18 protein-coding genes are annotated in these 19,184 nt (G+C 68.0%); 10 read left to right on the top strand and 8 right to left on the bottom strand.

The features are described from left to right. Window positions 1-11: 11 nt before the first annotated feature. Together IPG50_33110 and IPG50_33105 are read left to right on the top strand one after the other, a co-directional pair. On the top strand, window positions 12-3,194 hold the full coding sequence (locus tag IPG50_33110) for an efflux RND transporter permease subunit (protein ID MBK6696988.1): 3,183 nt from the start codon (window positions 12-14) through the stop codon (window positions 3,192-3,194). 11 nt (window positions 3,195-3,205) lie between these two features. Then, window positions 3,206-3,997: an SUMF1/EgtB/PvdO family nonheme iron enzyme gene (locus tag IPG50_33105; GenBank protein ID MBK6696987.1), complete on the top strand. Its 792-nt coding sequence runs from the start codon at window positions 3,206-3,208 to the stop codon at window positions 3,995-3,997. On the opposite strand, the gene IPG50_33100 is transcribed toward IPG50_33105, so the two are convergent. Both IPG50_33100 and IPG50_33095 read right to left on the bottom strand, forming a co-directional pair. Next, on the bottom strand, window positions 3,967-5,190 hold the full coding sequence (locus IPG50_33100) for a hypothetical protein (protein MBK6696986.1): 1,224 nt from the start codon (window positions 5,188-5,190) through the stop codon (window positions 3,967-3,969). The two genes, IPG50_33105 and IPG50_33100, sit on opposite strands and share 31 nt — an antisense overlap. Further along, the gene (locus tag IPG50_33095; GenBank protein ID MBK6696985.1) at window positions 5,187-6,215 is read right to left on the bottom strand and encodes a choice-of-anchor D domain-containing protein; all 1,029 of its coding nucleotides are present in this window, start codon (window positions 6,213-6,215) and stop codon (window positions 5,187-5,189) included. The genes IPG50_33100 and IPG50_33095 overlap by 4 nt, the downstream gene beginning before the upstream one ends. 208 nt (window positions 6,216-6,423) lie before the next feature. Between IPG50_33095 and IPG50_33090 the strand changes: the two genes are divergently transcribed. Further along, entirely contained in the window at window positions 6,424-7,530 is a 1,107-nt protein-coding gene (locus IPG50_33090) for a fatty acid desaturase (protein ID MBK6696984.1), read from the top strand. Between the two features lie 4 nt (window positions 7,531-7,534). Here the strand turns inward: IPG50_33090 and IPG50_33085 are convergent, their stop codons facing one another. Beyond that, on the bottom strand, window positions 7,535-7,774 hold the full coding sequence (locus IPG50_33085; protein ID MBK6696983.1) for a hypothetical protein: 240 nt from the start codon (window positions 7,772-7,774) through the stop codon (window positions 7,535-7,537). 204 nt (window positions 7,775-7,978) lie between these two features. Here IPG50_33085 and IPG50_33080 point away from each other — a divergent pair, with 204 nt between their 5' ends. Then, window positions 7,979-8,128 carry a hypothetical protein gene (locus tag IPG50_33080; protein ID MBK6696982.1) on the top strand — a complete coding sequence of 50 codons (150 nt, stop codon included), beginning with the start codon at window positions 7,979-7,981 and terminating at the stop codon, window positions 8,126-8,128. 40 nt (window positions 8,129-8,168) lie between these two features. Here the strand turns inward: IPG50_33080 and IPG50_33075 are convergent, their stop codons facing one another. From IPG50_33075 to IPG50_33055, 5 genes are all read right to left on the bottom strand, one after another. After that, the gene (locus IPG50_33075) at window positions 8,169-9,320 is read right to left on the bottom strand and encodes an acyl-CoA dehydrogenase family protein (protein ID MBK6696981.1); all 1,152 of its coding nucleotides are present in this window, start codon (window positions 9,318-9,320) and stop codon (window positions 8,169-8,171) included. A gap of 42 nt (window positions 9,321-9,362) precedes the next feature. Next, the gene (locus IPG50_33070) at window positions 9,363-10,091 is read right to left on the bottom strand and encodes an AgmX/PglI C-terminal domain-containing protein (protein MBK6696980.1); all 729 of its coding nucleotides are present in this window, start codon (window positions 10,089-10,091) and stop codon (window positions 9,363-9,365) included. A 2-nt stretch (window positions 10,092-10,093) separates the two neighbouring features. Next, the gene (locus IPG50_33065; protein MBK6696979.1) at window positions 10,094-11,236 is read right to left on the bottom strand and encodes an acyl-CoA dehydrogenase; all 1,143 of its coding nucleotides are present in this window, start codon (window positions 11,234-11,236) and stop codon (window positions 10,094-10,096) included. Window positions 11,237-11,376: 140 nt separating this feature from the next. Further along, window positions 11,377-11,670: a hypothetical protein gene (locus tag IPG50_33060; protein MBK6696978.1), complete on the bottom strand. Its 294-nt coding sequence runs from the start codon at window positions 11,668-11,670 to the stop codon at window positions 11,377-11,379. 50 nt (window positions 11,671-11,720) lie between these two features. Then, window positions 11,721-12,479, bottom strand: a complete 759-nt coding sequence (locus IPG50_33055; protein ID MBK6696977.1) for an HAD-IB family phosphatase — start codon at window positions 12,477-12,479, stop codon at window positions 11,721-11,723. Window positions 12,480-12,646: 167 nt separating this feature from the next. Here IPG50_33055 and IPG50_33050 point away from each other — a divergent pair, with 167 nt between their 5' ends. The 6 genes from IPG50_33050 (at window position 12,647) to IPG50_33025 (ending at window position 19,176) form a co-directional block, all read left to right on the top strand. After that, entirely contained in the window at window positions 12,647-13,378 is a 732-nt protein-coding gene (locus IPG50_33050) for a TetR/AcrR family transcriptional regulator (GenBank protein ID MBK6696976.1), read from the top strand. Then, the gene (locus IPG50_33045) at window positions 13,378-14,502 is read left to right on the top strand and encodes an ABC transporter permease (protein ID MBK6696975.1); all 1,125 of its coding nucleotides are present in this window, start codon (window positions 13,378-13,380) and stop codon (window positions 14,500-14,502) included. The genes IPG50_33050 and IPG50_33045 overlap by 1 nt, the downstream gene beginning before the upstream one ends. Before the next feature lie 68 nt (window positions 14,503-14,570). Next, complete coding sequence (locus tag IPG50_33040) at window positions 14,571-15,242, top strand: ABC transporter ATP-binding protein (protein MBK6696974.1); 672 nt, start codon at window positions 14,571-14,573, stop codon at window positions 15,240-15,242. 68 nt (window positions 15,243-15,310) lie between these two features. After that, complete coding sequence (locus tag IPG50_33035) at window positions 15,311-16,276, top strand: efflux RND transporter periplasmic adaptor subunit (GenBank protein ID MBK6696973.1); 966 nt, start codon at window positions 15,311-15,313, stop codon at window positions 16,274-16,276. A gap of 33 nt (window positions 16,277-16,309) precedes the next feature. Next, window positions 16,310-17,797, top strand: coding sequence for a TolC family protein (locus tag IPG50_33030; protein ID MBK6696972.1), 1,488 nt, complete (start codon window positions 16,310-16,312; stop codon window positions 17,795-17,797). A gap of 11 nt (window positions 17,798-17,808) precedes the next feature. Then, entirely contained in the window at window positions 17,809-19,176 is a 1,368-nt protein-coding gene (locus tag IPG50_33025) for an ABC transporter substrate-binding protein (GenBank protein MBK6696971.1), read from the top strand. The last annotated feature ends 8 nt before the right edge of the window (window positions 19,177-19,184 follow it).

The raw sequence follows: 19,184 nt of genomic DNA, 5'->3' as shown, positions 1-19,184 counted from the left end.
CGGACGCGTCCGTGCCGCCGGAAGGACCCGGGCGCGAGCCTGAGGCGGCGCGGGCCCCCGCCAAGGAGTCCGCGAAGGAGTCGCCCCTCGACCGGCTGCTCGCGCTGTCGGTGCGAGCCCGCGGTCTCGTCTTCCTGATGTCGGCGCTCTTCGTCTTGGTCGCCGCCTTCGCGGCGTCGCGTGTGCCCATCGACGCGGTCCCCGACGTCACCAACACGCAGGTCCAGGTCATCACGCGCGCCGAGGCGCTCGGCCCCGTCGATGTAGAGACCAACGTCTCGTTCCCCATCGAGACCGTCATGGCGGGAACGCCGGGCCTCGCCGAGCTCCGGAGCATCTCCCGCCCCGGCATCTCCGTCGTGACGATGGTCTTCGACGACGACGTCGACATCTACTTTGCGCGGCAGCTCGTCGCCGAACGTCTCCCGCAAGCGAGAGCGGCAATCCCCGAGGCCTTCGGTGAGCCTCAACTGGGTCCCCTCTCGAGCGGTCTCGGCGAAGTGCTCCACTTCGAGGTCAAGAGCGACAAGGTCTCGCTCATGGACCGACGCACGCTGCTCGATTGGTCCATCTCTCCGCGCTTGCGCATGGTCGACGGCGTCGTGGAGGTCAACGCCTTCGGCGGCGAGGGCAAGACGCTCGAGCTGGAGGTCGACGCCGCGCGGCTTACCGCCGCCAAGGTTGGAGTCCGCGAGGTGGCCGAGGCCATCGATCGAAACCACTCGGCCGTCGGCGGCGCTTACATCGTGCAAGGCCGCGAGAACGTCACGGTGCGCGGCGAGGGGCGCCTCAGGACGCCCGAAGACCTGGAGAACGTCGTCATCGAGACGCGTCCCGACCGGGCGCCTCTCTTCGTCCGCGACGTCGGCAGAGCGCACTACGCGGCCAAGGTTCGCTACGGCGCCGCGACGCGGGACGGACGCGGCGAGACGGTCGTGGGCGTGGTGCTCATGCGCCGCGGAGCAAACTCACACGACGTCGTCGTTCGCACGAAGGCGGCCTTGGATGAGCTGCGAAAGACGCTGCCGGAGGGCGTCTCCATCGACGTCTACTACGACCGCACCGAGCTCGTGGAGCGGACCATCCACACGGTAGGTACGAACCTCGCCGAAGCCATCGCGCTCGTCATCGTGATCTTGCTCGTCACCCTCGCGAGCTTCCGTGCCGGCGCCGTCGTGGCCATCGCCATCCCCTTCGCGCTGCTCGGCGTCTTCGTCGGCATGTGGGCCTTCGGCGTCTCCGGCAACCTCTTGTCGCTCGGCGCCATCGACTTCGGACTCGTGGTCGACGGCGCCATCATCATCGTCGAAAACGCGCAGCGTCGCCTCGCAGAGCGACGGACGCTCCTGGGTCGCAAGCTCACCGACATGGAGCGGCAGGACGTCGTCGTCGGCGCGGCCCGCGAGGTGCGGAGCGCGACGCTCTTCGGCGAAGCCATCATCGCGCTCGTCTACGTTCCCATCTTGGCGCTCGCGAGCGTCGAGGGACGCATGTTCCGTCCCATGGCGCTCACGGTCCTCTTCGCGCTCGGCGCTGCCTTCGTGCTCTCGGTGACGCTCGTACCCGCGCTCGCGTCGTTGGTGCTGGACCGGAACGCGCGGGACCGGCACAGCCCGCTCATCCGTGGCGCCGAGAAGGTCTACGCGCCGGTGCTCCGCGGCGTCCTCTCGTGGCCCCGCGTGACGAGCGCGCTGGCGGCCGCGTCGTTCATCGCCGCCGTGGGGCTGGCGACGACCTTGGGGCGAGAGTTTCTGCCGAAGCTCGACGAAGGCACGCTCGTCATTCCGTCGATTCGTTTGCCGTCGGTCTCCCTCGAACAGTCGCTCGTGCAGACCAAGCAGGTCGAGACGGCGCTCCTCAAGATCCCCGAGGTCACCGGCGTCGTCTGCCGCACCGGACGCGCCGAGATTGCCATCGACCCGATGGGCATCAACATGACCGACGTCTACGTGCTCCTGAAGCCCCGCAGCCAGTGGAAGAGCGCCGCCACGCGCGAGGAGTTCATCCAGGTCGTCGACAAAGCGCTTCGCGAACAGGTGCCGGCCATCGGGCTCTCGTACTCGCAGCCCATCGAGATGAACACGAACGATTTGCTCGCGGGCATTTCCTCGGATCTCGCCGTGCACATCTACGGCAACGACCTGGCGGCGCTCAAGCTCGCGGCCGACGACTCGGTGCGCATCCTCAAGGACGTGCCCGGCGCCAAGGACGTTCGCGCGGACCAGGTCGCGGGCCTCAACGTCTTGACGGTGGAGGTCGACCGCGCGGCCATCGCGCGGCACGGCCTGTCGGTCGACGCGGTCTTGGCGACGGTCGCGGCCATTGGCGGCATCGAGGTCGGCACTGTGGTCGACGGCCCGCAGCGCTACGCGATTCAGGTGCGCCTCGCGCCTTCGGCGCGCGAATCGCCCGACGCCATCTCGCGTGTTCCGGTGCGCCTCCCCACGGGCGAGCTCCTCCCGCTCGGGCAGTTGACGCGCGTCGACCTCGCGCCGGGACCGTCCGAGGTGAACCGCGAACGGCTCCAACGTCGCGTGACGGTCCAAATCAACGTGCGCGGTCGTGACTTGGCGTCGTTCGCGGAGGAGGCCCGCGCGCGGCTCGACAAGGAGCTCCGCTTGCCGTCGGGCTACGGCGTGGCCTGGGCCGGCGAATACGAGCGCCTCCAGCACGCGATGGCGCGACTCATCGTCGTCGTGCCCGTCGCCCTCGCGCTCATCCTCGTCCTCCTCACGGCGACCTTCGGTTCGCTGAGACCGGCGATGTTGATCTTCGCGAGCGTCCCCATGGCCGTCACCGGTGGCGTCGTGGCGCTCGCGCTCCGCGACATGCCCTTCAGCATCTCCGCCGGCGTAGGGTTCATCGCCCTCTTCGGCGTCGCGGTGCTAAACGGACTGGTCCTCGTCTCCAGCATCGAGCGGCTTCGCTTCGGTGAGGCGACTCTGGTCGATGCCATCGTGCACGGAGCCGAGAGCCGGCTCCGGGCCGTCCTGACGACGGCGCTCGTCGCCTCCGTAGGGTTCTTGCCGATGGCGCTGGCCACGGGCGCCGGCGCCGAAGTTCAAAGGCCGCTCGCCACGGTGGTCATCGGCGGCATCGTGAGCTCGACCCTGCTGACGCTCCTCCTCTTGCCCGCGGCCTACGCGCTCGCGTACCGCAAGCGGCAGGTCGCCCCGACCCAGACCTCGTGCTAAGCCCGCGGGCCATGACGCCCTTCGCCGGAAAGGCCCTAGCCCTCGCCTTCGCGAGCAGCGTTGTGCTGCTCGCGGCGGGTCTTCAGGCTTCGCCCACCGGGCGAGGCCAGCGCATGGCGTCGCTGGAGGCCGCCGCGGCCTCACCGCCGACGCGCTGCCCCCGGCACATGGCCATGGTGGTTTCCGATGGGCGTGCATTCTGCATCGATCGCTACGAGGCGGCGGTGGTGGAGATCACCGAGAAGGGCAAGCTCGCCGCGCACTCGCCCTACGAGCCCGTCACCGGCAAGAAGGTGAAGGCCGTCTCCGCGCCGGGCCTCGTGCCGCAGGGGTACATCTCGGGCCTCGAAGCGAAGGCCGCCTGCGAAAACGCGGGCAAGCGTCTCTGCGCCCCCGAGGAATGGGACGCGGCGTGCCGCGGCCGCACGAAGACGACCTACCCCTACGGCGAAACCGAGATCCCGGGCCGCTGCAACGCCGAGCGGCGCAAGGCGCACCCGGTGGTGGAGCTGTTCCAAGCCGCCGACGATCCGTTCCACGACTTCACCAAGATGAACGATCCGCGCATCAACCAGCTGCCCAAGACCTTGAGCAAGACCGGCGCCCATGCTTCGTGCAAGTCGAGCTACGGCGTCTTCGACATGGTGGGCAACCTCCACGAGTGGACGAACGACCCCAAGGGACAGTTTCGCGGCGGCTACTACATGGACACGCACAAGAACGGCGACGGGTGCGGCTACCGCACCGTGGCCCACGACGTCTCGTACCACGACTACTCGACCGGCTTTCGCTGCTGCAAGTAGGCGGCCCGGTACGGCCTCCGCAAAGCCGGGGCTGACCGCTCTACATGCACTGCGGCGCGCTGGCCGGAAGGGCGACGTACCGAAGCGGGAGCGGCGCCACCATCTTGCAAATGTTTCCTCCCCACGGGAACGGTGGCCACGGTCGTCGGCACGGCCGCCGTCGTCGCGCCAACGGGGCCCGTGTACATCACCTGGACCGATTGCGAGGTGCCTTCTGCGAAGACGGAGATCGGGTTGGTGGCGTCGACGTAGAAGCTGTACGCGTCGGTGATCGTCGGGATGTTCACGAAGCCGTCGGCGTTGCCGTTGTTGGATAGGGCAAAGTAGTCCTGCGGGTTCGTCACGAAGGGGCACCCGTTGATGTCGAGCGATGTGATGGGCACGACGCCGACCTGATCGAAACGCACGTAGCTGAGGTTGGCACCGGTGACAGGCCTTGTTCCCGCGATGGAGGCGGTGGCCTTTAGAGGGTCGTTGGTGTTGAACGACAGCGTAACGGTCGGGGCGGAGCCGCCGAGATCGGTCCCCACGACGGCGTTTTTGCCGGTGACGGTGAACGTCACGCTGCTGCCCGGCGCGATGGGCGTGGCGCTCGTTGGCGACACCGTCGCGGGCCCCGTGACGGCGATGTTCGAGAGCACGAGGGCGCCCGTCGCCGTCACGTCGTTGGCGATGACGACCGTTGCCGTGGGCGCGCCAAGCACGCCGCACGTCACGCCGAGAGCTCCGAGGCCGTTGCCACCGTAGACGTATTTCGGAAGGAGTCCGGTGCCCTTGATGGCGATGGCCGACGGCAGCGCCGCACACAGGGGCACGCCGGTGGACGAAAGGGTGACGGTGCCGTTGGAGACGACGCCCGCCGTTGGCGTAAAGATCACGTTGGGGCTGGCCGTCCCCGTCGTCGCGACAAGAGACGCAGTCCCGGCGCCGAGGCTCGTCGAGAAGGGCGCGCTGGTCGAAAGCCCAACGCTCGCGGCGACGTTGCCGGTGTTCGTGAGGTTCAGCGCAAGCGACTTGGCGACGCCGCGCGTGGACGAGCCGAAATCTTTGACCACCATCGACGCGCCGATGATGGCGCCGCGAGCCGACTGCGAGATCGAGAGCACATGCGGGTTCGGATCGTTCGGCGCGTTCGTGGTCACCGTGAGCGAGCTCCCGTAAGCGTTGGGCGCGACGGAGCGAGGCGCCGTCATGGTGGGCGACGACACAGTGAGCGCGACCTCACCGTTCGCCGCAACGGACCCGTTCTTTGGCGTAACCGAGTAGATGCTCCCGACCGGTAGCGTCGCCGCGAAGGTGATCGCGAAAGCGTTGTCGTTCTTAATCGTGACCGTCTTGGCCGTGGCCTGCGTACCGCAATCGGTGGTGCCAAATTCAACGTGCCCGTGACGGTCACCGGCGCGTAGGTCCCCTCCCCTTTGAGCTCGACGGCCGCGGGCGGTGCGCCACAAATGGCCCCTTGCGCCGAGAGCGCGACGGCCTTCGTCACGGCGCCGCTCGCCTTCGGCGCGAAGTTGCCGTCGAGCGTCTGCGACGCGCCACCGGCAAGGACGATCGGTGCGTCAGCGCCGACGAGGGAGAAGTCGCCGAGCGCGCCCGGGGCGAGGCTTACGGTGACCGGCGCGTTCCCGGTGTTCGCAAGGACGATGGGCAATACCGGCGCGGTCGCGCCAACCTTCACCTGGCCGAAGTCGGCCGGCGCCGGCTGAACGGTAACGACGGCGCCGCGCGGCGTGAGCGTGATTGGCAGGGATAGCTCCGGTGCGCCGGGCACATCGCTGGTGACGGCGACGACGCCCGTGACCGCGAGCCCCGGCGTAGCCCCGGCCGGGACCGTGTTGGCCTTGAGGGTCACGGTGCGCTCATCGCCGGGGTCGGCGCTACCGGCGACGTCGCCCTCGAGGGAGAACGGGCCGCTCTTCACGGTTGCGTTGTAGGTGACCTTGGATTGGCCGACGTTCTTCACGGTGAAGGTCTTCGGCGGTGCGGCGGCGCCGCAGTCGACGGGGCCGAAGTCGAAGCTCTTCTCAACGAGGCTGAGGATGCCAGCGCCGGAAGCGCCGCCCGCCTCGGAGACGCCCGGGAGGGCGAGGCCAGCCTCGACCGGCTGAGCCGCCGGGGGGCTCTCGCTCGGCACGCAGGCGGGCGCGGACGCCGCGAGCAGCAGGGCCACGGTGCAGGCTAAGATCCAGCGATTCGAGGGGGCGGCGACGGCCATGGGCGCCGTGATAGCACCGCCATGACAGGGGCAAGCTGCAAGCAGCCGAATTTCACCGCGGCGGACCGCTCGAGGTCCTGCGAGCGGCCGCACCGAGCCTTGCCCCGGGGGCCGCGGCAGCGTAGGGTCCGGGTCGTCGAGCTTCGGGCTCGCTGAGGCCCTTGAAGTCGTTGGTCCACCAAACACCGTCGCCCCTGGGCTCGCTGCCGTGAGCGCCGGTTCTGGTGCGCTCAGCGCCGAGGACGGCGCGCAAGCATCGCCCGCGGCGAACGCGTTCGCTGGCGCGCCGGCGACCACGCGCGACGAGGCCGTCTCACGTCGGGCCATGCCGCCAGGCTACGCCCGACTGACCGCGGCCATCCTGAACGACGCCCGCGACTGGCCCTTTCTCTGGGTTTCGCTCTCGCGAAGCGTCGTGATCGCCACGGCCATCGCGCTCTTCGCCCTGCGGAGCTTTCCGTGGTGGATGGCCGCGGTCCACTTGGCGCTCGTGCTCGGCCTCGCAGACCGGTTCATCCTGATGCTCCACAACACGAGCCATCGGCCGCCGTGCAGTCGTCGCTTCCGCGCGCTCAACCACTTCATCCCTTGGATCTTGGGCCCCTTCTACGGCGAGAGCCCGCAGAGCTATTTCGTTCACCACGTGGGCATGCACCACCCGGAGAACAACATGGAGGCGGATCTCAGCTCCACGATCCGCTACCAGCGCGACAGCGTCTTCGCGTTCCTGCACTACTTCTTTCGCTTCCTCTTCTTCGGAATCTTCGAGCTCGCGGCCTACCTTCACAAGCGGGGCCGGCGCGCGCTCTTGCGGAAGCTCCTCGTGGGCGAGCTCTCCTACTACGCGGTCGTCGCCGCCCTCGCCGCGTATAGCTGGCAGGCCACGCTCGTGGTCTTCGTCGCGCCCCTCCTCATCGTCCGGTTCTTGATGATGGCGGGCAACTGGGGCCAACACGCGTTCGTCGACCCGGTCGATCCGGGCAACTCTTACAAGAACAGCCTCACGTGCATCGACAGTCGCTACAACTGGCGCTGCTTCAACGACGGCTACCACATCGGCCACCACCTCAAGGCCACGATGCACTGGAGCGAACTGCCCGGTGAGCTCGCCAAAAATCGCGATGACTACGCGGCGAACGGCTCGCTGGTCCTGTCGGGCACGGACTTCTTCATGGTCTGGGCGATGCTCATGACCAAGCAACACAATCGCATCGCCGCGCACCACGTGCACGTCGGCAGCGGACCAAAACCGACGCGCTCCGAAGTGACCGCGCTCTTGCACGCGCGCCTCCGGCCGGTCCAAGTGAGGGCGTAGGCGGTCAACGCCCAAATCGCTCTCGCAGCTTCGAGCTCACGCCTCGCCCTGGACTTCGAAGCCAGCGGCCGACGGTGTTCCGGTGGACGCCGAGTCGCTTCGCGGCTTGCGACTGGTTTCCGTCCGCGGCGGGCGCAGGCGCACCGTGTCCGTTGAACCGACGCGACGCGCTCGCGCGAGACGCTATGGGCAGAGGCCAACGGTCCTGATCTCGGCGTCCTCGGCGACCGAGCAGCCCCGCCACTTGCCTGTCTCGAGGGGAGGCGGGCGAATATCACTCCTGCGGAACAGCACCAACGCGCCATCGGCTTCGCGGACGCTACACGGTGCGTCGAGACTCTGGAGCTGCGTCGAAGGTCCACACCACGGCGATGCCCTTCGCAGGCAGCTGGCTTTTCGGTCGAGCACGTCCATCACCTGCGCGAAGCAGCCTGCCGGGCATGGCGCGATGGGCGGTGAATTCCAGTACATGTGGGCGCTCGGAGGTGGCACCGCGTCTGTCGCGTTCACCGCGGCTTCGCTTGTGCGAGCGTCCTCCGGCGCGGCATCCGCAGCGTTCACCGTGTCCGGCGCTGCACAATGCGGCAACAACAGCTGACACACCAGCCCGCCCACGACTCGACGGAGGGTCAGTAGCACTAGCCGCCCAGCACGTGCCGCGCGATCACGATGCGCTGAACTTCGCTCGTGCCTTCGTAGATGGTCGTGACGCGGACGTCGCGGAGGTGGCGCTCGGCGGCGAACTCGCGCGTGTAGCCGTAGCCGCCGTGGATCTGGACCGCCTCGTTGGCGACCTTGATTCCGGTCTCGCTCGCGAAGAGCTTCGCCATGGAGGCTTCCCGTGAGAACGGCACGCCCGCTTCCTTCATCCACGCCGCACGCATGCACAAGAGGTGCGCCGCATCGATGCGCGTCTTCATGTCGGCGAGCTTCCACTTGATGGCCTGAAAGTCGCCGATGGGCTTGTCGAACTGCTTGCGCTCCTTCGCGTAGAGAACGCTCTCGCTGAGGGCCGCGCGGGCGATGCCGATGGCTTGGGCGCTGATGCCGATGCGGCCGCCGTCCAGGGCCATCATGGCGATCTTGAAGCCGCCGTGGAGGTCGCCCAGAAGCGCGCTCTTCGGCACGCGGCACCCGTCGAACTCCAGCCCCACGGTGTTGGAGCCGCGAAGGCCCATCTTGTCTTCCGCGCGCCCGATGCGAAGGCCCGGTGTACCGCCCTCGACGAGAAAACAAGAGATGCCGCGCGTACCCTTGTGCGTCTCCGGAGCGCCGGTGCGCGCCCAAACGACGAACACGCCGGCGTGCGCGCCGCTCGTGATCCACTGCTTGGCGCCGTCGATGACCCAATGGTCGCCGTCGTCGCGCGCCGTGGTGCGCATGCCACCGGGATCACTCCCCGCCTCCGGCTCCGAGAGGGCGAAGGCGCCCGCGAGCCACTCGGCCGACGCCAGCTTCGGGCAGACGTGCTTCTTTTGCGCGTCGGTTCCGAAGCGCGCCACCACCTCGCCGACCATGTTGGTCACCGCCATGGTGACCGCCGTGGACGCGCAGGCGCCCGCCACCTCTTGCATCGCGAGCGCGTAGGCGACGGCACCGGCGCCAGCGCCGCCGAGCTCCTCCGGGACGTTGACCGACAGGAGGCCGAGCTCAGCCAGCCCTTGGAGCGGCTCCTTCGGAAAGCGCTCGTGCTTGTCGATGTCGGCGGCCTGCGGCGCGATCACGCGCGCGGCAAACTCGCGCGCCGTCGACTGGACGGCGAGCTGCGTGGGCGAAAGTTCGAGGTCCATGGGCGTCTTCGTCCTGCTGCTTCGTCAACTGGCGCGCCGCGGTCAGAGAGAGAAGGTCACCTTTGCCGCGTAGCTCCCGGGGCTCGGGACCTTCATCGACTTGAGGGCACGCACCATGCAATCGACCTTGTCGCTGCCGTCCTTGTTCGGTGGCGTCACGCCCACGGCGTGCACCTTGCCGTGCTTGCCGTCGGGTTCGACGTAGACGGTGGCCTTGAAGGTTCCCGACACGCCGTGGCGACACTTGTGGAGCTCGTCTTCCGCTTTGCCGAGAGCCTGCACGATCTTGTCGGACGGCCAGGAGGTCGGTGCGCGCACGTCGCCCGGCGCATCGAAGCCCAGGCCCTTCCGAACCTCGGCCTCACCACCCTCCGGCGCGGGCCACGCTTGGGCCTCGAGCGCGGCGAGCATGCAGCGCTCGGTGTCGCGGTCGCCGAGCGTGCTCTCCTCAAGGTACGCGTACTTGACGCGCCCCTGCTCGCTGATGCGAAGGAAGATCTTCACGTCGCCGGCGAGGTAGTCGGTGTGCTTGAGGCCGCGCTTGTGGCACTCCTGGAGCTTGCCCTGCGCCTTCTGCAGCACCTTCTCGACCTCCGCTTGATCGATGGAGCCAAGCTCGCTCTGCATCTGCATCTTGGGGCCACGAGACTTGCGCAGCGCAGGCTCAGGCGTGGGCTCGGCCGGCGGGGGCGGCGCGCCGCCACAGGCCGAGAGGGCGATCGCACAGAGGGCGACGTAAAGGCAGCCAACGGGGGTTCGGTGGTGTCGCATGCTCAGGCGCTCATGAGGCTGGCGGCGATGACGATGCGCTGGATTTCGCTCGTACCTTCGTAGATCTCGGTGATGCGCGCGTCGCGGTAGTGGCGCTCCACGGGGAACTCGGTGGAGTAGCCGTAGCCGCCATGAATCTGGATGGCCTTGTGGGCCACGCGCGTGGCCATCTCGCTCGCGAAGAGCTTCGCCATGGCGCTCTCGGCCGAATGCCGCACGCCGGCGTCCTTCATGGTGGCGGCGCGCCAGGTGAGCAGGCGCGCCGCGTCGAGCTCCGTCGCCATGTCGCTCAGCATGAACTGAATGGCCTGGTGCTCCGAGATGGGCACGCCGAAGCTCTTGCGCTCTTTGGAGTACTCGACGGACCGTGAGAGCGCCGCCTTGGCGATGCCGAGGGCCTGGCCCGCGATCCCGATGCGCCCGCCATCGAGCGTGGCCATCGCCACGCGGAAGCCGTCGCCGGCCTTGCCGACGATGGCGCTGTCGGGGAGCTCCACGTTCTCAAAGAACACGGTGCACGAATGCGCGGCGTGGATGCCGAGCTTGTGATCGCGCGCGTTCTGGGTGAACCCGGGCGTGCCGCGCTCCACCAAGAACGCCGTGTGTTTGACCTTCGGTCCGGAGCGGTCGGTCACCGCGAAGACGATGATGAAGTCGGCGTGGGGACCGTTGGTGATCCAGTTCTTGGCGCCATTCAGCACCCACTTGTCGCCCTTCTTTTCGGCCGACGTGAGCATCGTCTGCGCGTCGGAGCCGCTCATCGGCTCGGTGAGGCCGAAGCAGCCGAGCTTTTTCCCCTGCGCGCACGGCGTGAGCACGTTCTTCTTCTGCTCCGGCGTGCCGAACTTCACGAGCGGATCGCAGAAGAGCGAGTTGTTGACGCTCATGATGACGCCCGTGGACGCGCAAGCCGCGCTGATCTCCTCCATCGCGATGGCGTAGCTGAGCGCCGAGAGGCCGGCGCCGCCCCACTCGGTGGGGACCGCCATGCCGAGGAAGCCGAGCTCGGCCATCTTCTCGAGAATCTCGGAAGGCCAGCGGCCGTTCTTGTCGAGCTCCGCGGCCTTGGGCGCCACCTCGCGCGCGGCAAAGTCGCGCGCCGTGTCTCGAATCAGCGTTTGCTCTTCGGTGAGCTCGAAATCCATGCTGGCTCCCTCTGCGGCGAGCGCGCGAGACGCTCGTCGGAGGAGGCATTGTTCATAGATTCGCGGCGTCGGAAAGTGGAGAACGACGGCGGGCCGCGGCGACCGTCAGCCAGCCGCGTCACGCCGGCTTCAGGCCAGCATCAGGCTACGGCGGCGAGGTTGCGGCCGCTCGGCGGCGGCGCCACGCTTTCCGTCGGTCGATTGGCGCTGGCGCGGCGCTGCGGCTCTTCCACGAACCAATCGTGGGCGTCGACGCGGGTCACGGTCTCGATGGCGCGGGCCACGCAGAAGGCGGGTCGCCGTCCGGACACGACCGCCAGCACGCCTTCTCGGGTGCAGCCGCCCACGCCGGCCACCAGATCCGCAAACGCGAGCGCGTCGAGCTCGTAGACATCCATCCAACCCCAGACTTGACGCAAGGCTTTGCTGCTCATGATCGGCTCCGAACTGCGGATGGACGTAGCATCGGGCCGATCGCGCGCACCTACATTGTAGGCTCGAGGCCAAATAGACCGGGCACTTCCGATTTTACCGCCAACAATCGCGGCTTCGGCCGGACGGCGACGGCGAGCTGCGCCTCCTTCATCATCGGGACGTCGAAGACGTTGTCGCCAAAGGCCGCCAGGAGGGGCCGGGCGCCGATGTGCTTCCGCAGGGCCACAACCTTCCCGGCACCGTAGGGAATCGGCCGGAGCGCGGCGGGCATCATCTGTTCCCCTTCAAAAACGGCTTCGGCGCCCAAGACGCGGGCCGGCTCGAGGCCGAGGAGCCGCGCCCCTTCTTGAACCACCAAGCGCGGGGAAGCGCTGACAACGTAGACCTCCGCGCCGCGAGCCCGGGCCCACGCGAGAACGGGGCGAATCTCCGCGTGGAGTCGCTCCGGGAGCTTTCGCTCCGCCTGAACGCGCCGCGCGATCTCCAAGACCGCCCCCCGATCGCGGCCAGCGGCCGCCCAGGCGACGCACTCGTAGAAGCGCTCTTCGTCGAATTTTCCCGAGTGATACGCGTCGAAGAGCGCCTGCTCGGGGCGGTCGCCTTCACCGGCAGCAATCCCGAGCTCGCGGGCCATCGCCGCCTGCGCCGAGGGGAGCACCAGGCCGCCAGCGATGAGCGCGTCGAAAAAATCGTCTCCAACGTCGCCTTGCCAGAGCGTTCCGTCGGCGTCGAAGGCCAGCACCGGGGGCCCGTCGGCGACCCGTGAATCGAGTTTCTCTACGAGTCTTTTCGAGGCGATATCAATCATCTGCCTTGCCCCTCTGGCTCCGAAGGCCCGGCCCCACGCCGCATGGGGCTTGTCGCGCCCCGAGGCTACACGGGCCGCCCGTGAGGCACTCGGCCCTTGACGGCTTGAGGTTTGTTCCTAATGTTAACGTCGTTAGAATTTGAACCGCGGGTCAACGAGGGCAAGCGATGAGTTCCTCTCAGCGTCGAGAGCGTGAGAAACAGGAGCTGCGGGGGCGCATCCTCGACGCCGCCCGCGAGCTGTTCGCCGAGCACGGCTTCGAGGCCGTCACGATGCGCAAGATCGCCGAGCGCATCGAGTACACGGCGACGGCGCTCTACTTTCACTTCCCCGACAAGGAAGCGCTCGTCCGAGAGCTGTGCATGCACGACTTCCTCGTGCTCGGCGAGAAGATGTCGACCTTGGCGGCCCACGCCGATCCCGTCGAGCGCCTCGGCGAGGTGGGGCGCGCCTACGCCCGCTTCGCGGTGTCGCATCCCCAGCACTACCGCGTCATGTTCATGATGCCGAACCGCTCACGAAAGGAAGACGCGGCCGAGTGGCACGGGGATCCGGCGCGAGATGCCTACGCGTTCTTGAAGTGGACCGTGCAAGAGGCCATCGACACCGGCCGCTTCCGCCCCGAGTTCGCCGACGCGGAGCTCGCGTCGCAGGTCGCCTGGGCCGCCATCCACGGCGTCGTGTCGCTTCAAATCACGCACGGGCAAGACACGTGGATCGACTGGCGGCCCGTGGAGGCGCGCATCGAGGGCATCGTGCGCTCGCTCGTGACGGGCATGGTGAAGCCCGACGCGCTCCCGGCGCTCGCGGGGCCGACGTCGAGCGAGCCAGCGTCACGTCCGCCTTCGAAGGCCGCACCCAAGAAGTCCAAGAAGAGTGACGCGAAGGAGCAACGCTGATGGTCGACCTCGCTCTGCGTTCGCTCCTGCACGACAAGGTTCGCTTCGCCATCACGGTGAGCGGCGTCGCCTTCGCCGTGACGCTCGTGCTCGTGCAGGTGGGCCTCTTCAAGGGCCTCCTCGCCAACGCCACCGTGACCATCGAGCACGTCGACGCGGATCTCTGGATCACGTCGCGGAACACGCCCAACGTGGACTTCGCACACGCCTTTCCCGAGTCGCGCATTCACCGCGTTCGGTCCGTTCCGGGCGTGGAGCGCGCCGACAACCTCATCGTCGCCTTCATGAACGTGCAGCTTCCGTCAGGCGCCGAGGAGGGTTCGCTCGTCTACGCGCTGGAGGACTTCACCAAGTGGGGCATTCCGTGGAACGTCTCCGAGGGCCATGCGGAGGACCTGAGGCGCGGCCGCTACGTCTTCTTCGATGAGTCGAGCGTGAAGCGCTACGGCGCCTTCGAGGTCGGTGAGCACCGCGAGGTCTTGGGGCAACGCTTTCGCATCCTCGGGCGAACGAAGGAGGCCAAGAGCTTCACGACGACGCCGATCACGTTCATGAGCTATCCGCTGGCGCAGTCGCTTCAGCCGACCTTGCGAGGCAACACCACCTACGTCCTCGTCAAGCTCAGCCCTGGCGCCGACGCCGCTGCCGTCAAGCGCCAGCTCGCGGAGCTTCTCCCCTTCAACGACGTCTACGAGAAGGTCGAGTGGGCCAACCGGTCGCGTAGCTACTGGGTCGACAACACGGGCATCGGCCTCAACATGTACCTCACGGTCTTCTTGGGTTGCCTCGTCGGGATCGTCGTCGTCGCGCAGACGCTCTACACCTCGACGATGGAGCACATCAAAGAGTTCGGCACCGTCAAGGCCATCGGCGGCTCGAACTTCGACATCTACCGAATCCTCGCGCGGCAGGCCGTCGTCAGCGCGGTCCTAGGCTTCTTGCTCGGCGTCGTCCCGCCCATGCTGCTCGGCCCGGTGCTGGCCAAGGTCGACCTTCGACTCCTCTTGCCGCCAGCGTTCGTCGCAGAGGTCTTCGTCGGCACCGTTCTGCTCTGCCTCGCCGCGTCGGCCATCTCGTTCCGGAAAGTCGCGAGCATCGACCCCGCGCTCGTCTTCCGCGCCTGAGCCTTCCTGTCCCACTCGTCACCGCCCGTCCCCAACGTTCGCAAACATCGTTTCCTCGCGAGGCCCCCATGGTCGTTCTCTCCGCCGAAGACGTGACCAAGTCGTTTAGCGAAGGTCGCGAGACCGTCGATGTCTTGCGCGGCGTGTCGCTCGCCGTGGAGGCCGGTGAGATCGTCGCCCTCGAAGGCCCGAGCGGCTCCGGCAAGACCACGCTCCTCTCGATCCTCGGATGCATCCTGACGGCCACGAGCGGGCGCGTCGTCGTCAACGGCACGGAGATCGATCAGAAGAAGCCGGGCCGATTGCCCGACGTGAGAAAGAAGAGCATCGGCTTCGTCTTCCAGCAGTACAACCTCTTCCCCTCCCTCACGGCCCTCGAGAACGTCGAGTACGCCCTCAACATCAAGGGTCGGGTCGGCAGCGACGCGCACCGCGAAGCCGACGAGCTTCTCGATCTCGTTGGCCTGACGGATCGAAAGAAGTTTCTCCCCCGCGACCTCTCCGGTGGGCAGAAGCAACGCATCGCCATCGCGCGCGCTCTCTCGGGTCGGCCCGACGTCGTCCTCGCCGACGAGCCAACGGCGAACCTCGACTCGGTCGTTGGCGCGCAGGTGCTGGAGCTCTTCAAGAACCTCGCAAAGAAGGAGAACCGCGGCCTTCTCATCGTGACCCACGACCCTAAGGTGCGCAGCGTGGCCGATCGCGTGGTCGGCATTCGCGACGGGCTCCTCCACTCGTAGCGCCCCGACGAGGCGCGACAGTCTCTCTCTCCACAGCTCCGACGAAGCTCTCTCGACAAGGATCGACCATGACGCGAACAACGACCCTCTCTCTTACGCTGCTGACGGCCCTCTCCCTCGGCGGCGTGGCCGTGTTCCGTGGTGGCCTCGCGAACGCGGGGCCTGCCGCGCCGGCGACCAACGCGAAAGCTGCCGCCGCCGAGCGCCCCATCCTCGCGGAAGGGCGCATGGTCACCTATCCCGGGCGACAGGTGACCATCGGCACCGAGGTGGCGGGCCCGTTGCGCCGGCTGACGGTGACCGAGAAGAGCGTCGTCAAGAAGGGCGACGTCATCGCCGAAGTCGGCGTCGACGAGCAACGCGCCGCGCTCCGCGAGACTTGGGCCCGCGTCGGCGAGGCCGCCGTCGACGTCGGTTTTGCCGGCACCGAGCTCGCTCGCGCCGCCGCCTTGCACAACGAGAGCGCGCTGCCCAAGGCGTCGCTCGACAAGGCGACGCGCGAACGAGACGCTGCCATCGCTCGCCGCGATGTCGCCCGCGCCAGCGCCGCGCGCCTCGACACCGTATTGAACAAGGCCGTGGTGCGCTCCCCCATCGACGGCGTCGTCCTCGAGAAGCATGCCGAACAAGGCGAGCTCGTCGCGCAAGGCTCGCGCCTCGTGACGGTCGCAGACATCACGGCGCTCCGCGTCGAGGCCGAGATCGACGAGTTCGATGGAGCTCGCGTCTCGTTGGGCCAGGCCGTGAGCGTCTGGGCCGAGGGCTACCCCGGCCGCGTGAGGGGCGAGGTTGAAGAGATCCCCGATCAGGTCATCTCGCGCCGCATCAAGCCGCAAGATCCGGGGCGACCGACCGACACGCGGGTTCTCGCGGTGAAGGTTAAGTTGCTCGAGCCTGCAACGCTCCGCCTTGGGCAGCGCGTCGAGCTTGAGCTCGCGCCCCGCCGCGCTCCTGGTTCTTCTACCGCTTCGCCGCCTGGTCCTTCTGCCGGTTCCGGCGCTTCTTCCGAACCGCCGAAAGGCCAAGCGAAGTAGACTGCCGCACCCGCGTCGCAACGGAGACGATGAATGAGCTTTCGATCGATTGAGCACTCCCCGACGAGCGCCACGCCGCGACTTTGGCTTGCGGCGGCGGCGCTGGCCGCACTGCTAGGCCCCGCTAGCGCGTTCGCACAAGGCGCGAAGCCCGGCACGGCGACACCACCGCCGGCGGTTGCCCCTCCAAGCGCAGCGCCCGCTCCCGAGGAGCCGCGCACCTCGGCGGCCCAAACACCCGATCTGGTCCGCGCCGCGCCCGGCGGCCTCACCGCCGATCAGGTCGCGGTGCGCGCGGCGAAGACCAGCTACTCGGCGAAGGCCTCGGAAGAAAACATCCGCGCCGCCGCCGCTCGGGTCGACGCCGCCTGGGCCAACTACCTGCCGCGCGTCACGACGGCGGCGCGCTACACCCGCCTCAGCAACTACACCGTGGCGCCGCTCGCGCCGGGCTTCCCGGGCTTTGCGCTGATCCTCGATCAGTACCTGCTACAGGCGTCCGTCGCGGTCCCCATCAGTGACTACTTCCTCCGCATCAACGAGGCGCACACGGCCGCCACGCACGCCGCGGTCGCGGCGAAACACGACGTCGTCGCCGCACGGGCAAAGTCTGCCGCCGATGGCAAGGTCGCCTACTACGGCTGGCTGACGGCCCAGGCCGCGCTCGTCGTCGCGACGGCGACCCACGATCTCCAGAAGACGCTCGTGCAAGACGCCAAGAACCAGTTCGCTGTGGGCAACGCGTCGAAGGCCGACGTGCTTCAGGCCGAGTCAGCGGTCGCAGCAGCCGACCTCATGGTCGAGCGAGCGAAGAACTTGGTGTCGCTCACCGAACGCCAAGTCAAAGTCGCCATGCACGCCGGTGACGACGAACGGTTTTCCCCCGGTGAAGACTTCGACCGCGACCTCCCGCAATTCGAAGGCAACCTCAACGAGCTGGTTCGCGAGGCTCACACGTCGCGCTACGAGATCAAGAGCATCGACGCCAACGCCGACGCGGCCGTCGCGCAAGCGCGCGCCGTGGGGGGCGGTCGATACCCGAGCCTCTCGGCCTTCGCCGACGGCGTCTACGCCAACCCCAACTCTCGCAAGTTCCCCCAAACGGACGAGTGGTTCGGCACGTGGGCCCTCGGCGCGCAGGTCACCTGGTCGCCGAACGACCTCATGACGAGCAGCGCGGGCATGAACGAAGCTGACGCCCGCGCGGCGCAGCTCGTGGCCCAGAAGGGTCTCACGCGAGACGGCATCGAGCTTGAGGTGACCCAAGCCTTTCAGGCGGTCCGGGAGGCGGAAGCGGCGACGGCGACGACGAAGCGTCAGCTCGAGGCGTCGGCGGAGGCCTACCGCGTCGCTCGCGAGCTCTTCACGCACGGGCGCGCGACGGCGACGCAGGTGCGCGAGGCCGAGACGGGCTTTACGCGCGCGCGCCTCGAGTCGCTCAACGCCAAGGCGCAGTCGCGCACCGGCCGCGTTCGCCTCGAGCACGCCCTCGGCCGAAGCGCGCGGGACCTCGCGAAGTAGGTCTGAGCGCCGTGCGAAGGCCCTCCTCGAGTGCCCTCGCGGCGGGCGCGTGGCGCGCGCTCCTCGCGACGTTGCCGGCTTGCCATGGCGCCGCGCCGCCGCCGCCGCCAACGGAGCAGTCCGGTCCGCGCGACGAGCCGGGTGTCTTCGCCGACCGCTTGGTGCTCTCTAGCACGGCGGTGTTCACAGGGCCGAACGCGAGCTGGGGCGCCGACACCTGGCGGGGCTCGGCGGCCTACTTGGCCGAGATCAACGCCAAAGGCGGCGTGCACGGTCGAAAGATCGAAGTCACGGCGGTGGACGACGGGTACGAGACGAAGCGGGCCCTCGAGAACGTGGCGCGCTTGGTCGAGAAGAACGACTTCTTCGTCTTCTACAATTTCGTCGGCTCGAACGTCATGGTGGGCGCGGTGGCCGAGCTCGGTCGGCATCGCGCCAAAGACGTCTTCCAGTTCGGCAGCGTGGCCAGCAGCTCCGGGTTTCGTTCCGGTCCGGACATGGATCGCGCGTTCGTCGTACGCGCGCCCATCACGATGGAAGTGAAGATCGCCGTCGACGCGTTCTTCGCGGCCGGCAAGACCAAGTTCGGCGTTTTCTATCAGGACGACCTCTACGGTCGTTCGGGGCTCGACGCCGTCAACGCGGAGCTCGCGGCGCGTCAAACGAAGCCTGTCAGTGCGCTCAAGCACAGCGCCTTTCAGAGGTTCGACGAGCCGCTGAGGGCGGAGGTCGAGGAACTCCGAGCCGCCGGCGCGGAGGTGATCTTCGACATCGGCAACGCGCAAGCGGCCGCCGCCCTCGTGCGCGACGCGCGCCAAAGCCAATGGCACGTCCCGATCGTGCAGACGTCGGGGGTCCACGACACCTTCGTTCGCACCTTGCTCGCCTACGAGAAGAAGACCAACGCCAAGGTCGCGACCGACCTCTTCGGGACGAAGGTCGTGCCGTCGCCAGGAGAGAGGCAGCTACCGTTGGTCGCGCAATACCTCGAGCTCGTGGAGCGCCACAACCCGAAGCCGCCAGGCGACCTCACGGAAGCCGCGTTCCGCCAAGCGCCGGTCTCGTTTCACCAGGTCGAAGGTTTCGTGAACGCGAAGGTGCTCGTCGAGATCTTGCGGCGCATGGGCCCGAAGCCAACGCGCGCGCGATTCAAGGACGCGGCCGAGTCCCTCCGCAGCTTCGACGTCGGACTCGGCGATGGAGCGGCCATCACGTTCGGCCCCGGCGACCATACGGGCCTCGATCGCGTTTGGCTCTACGCGTGGAGCGAGAGCGACTGGGTACCGGTGAAGCACGTGGCGACCGCTGTCGGCGAGGCGTCCACACCGCCCTCGCCGGACGCCGGCGCGAGGGACTCGTCTCCCCGCGCGATACCGTGACCGCCCGC

The sequence above is a fragment of the Myxococcales bacterium genome (assembly GCA_016703425.1).
Lineage (GTDB): Bacteria > Myxococcota_A > Polyangia > Polyangiales > Polyangiaceae > JADJCA01.
This window is presented reverse-complemented; position numbering and strand designations above follow the sequence as displayed.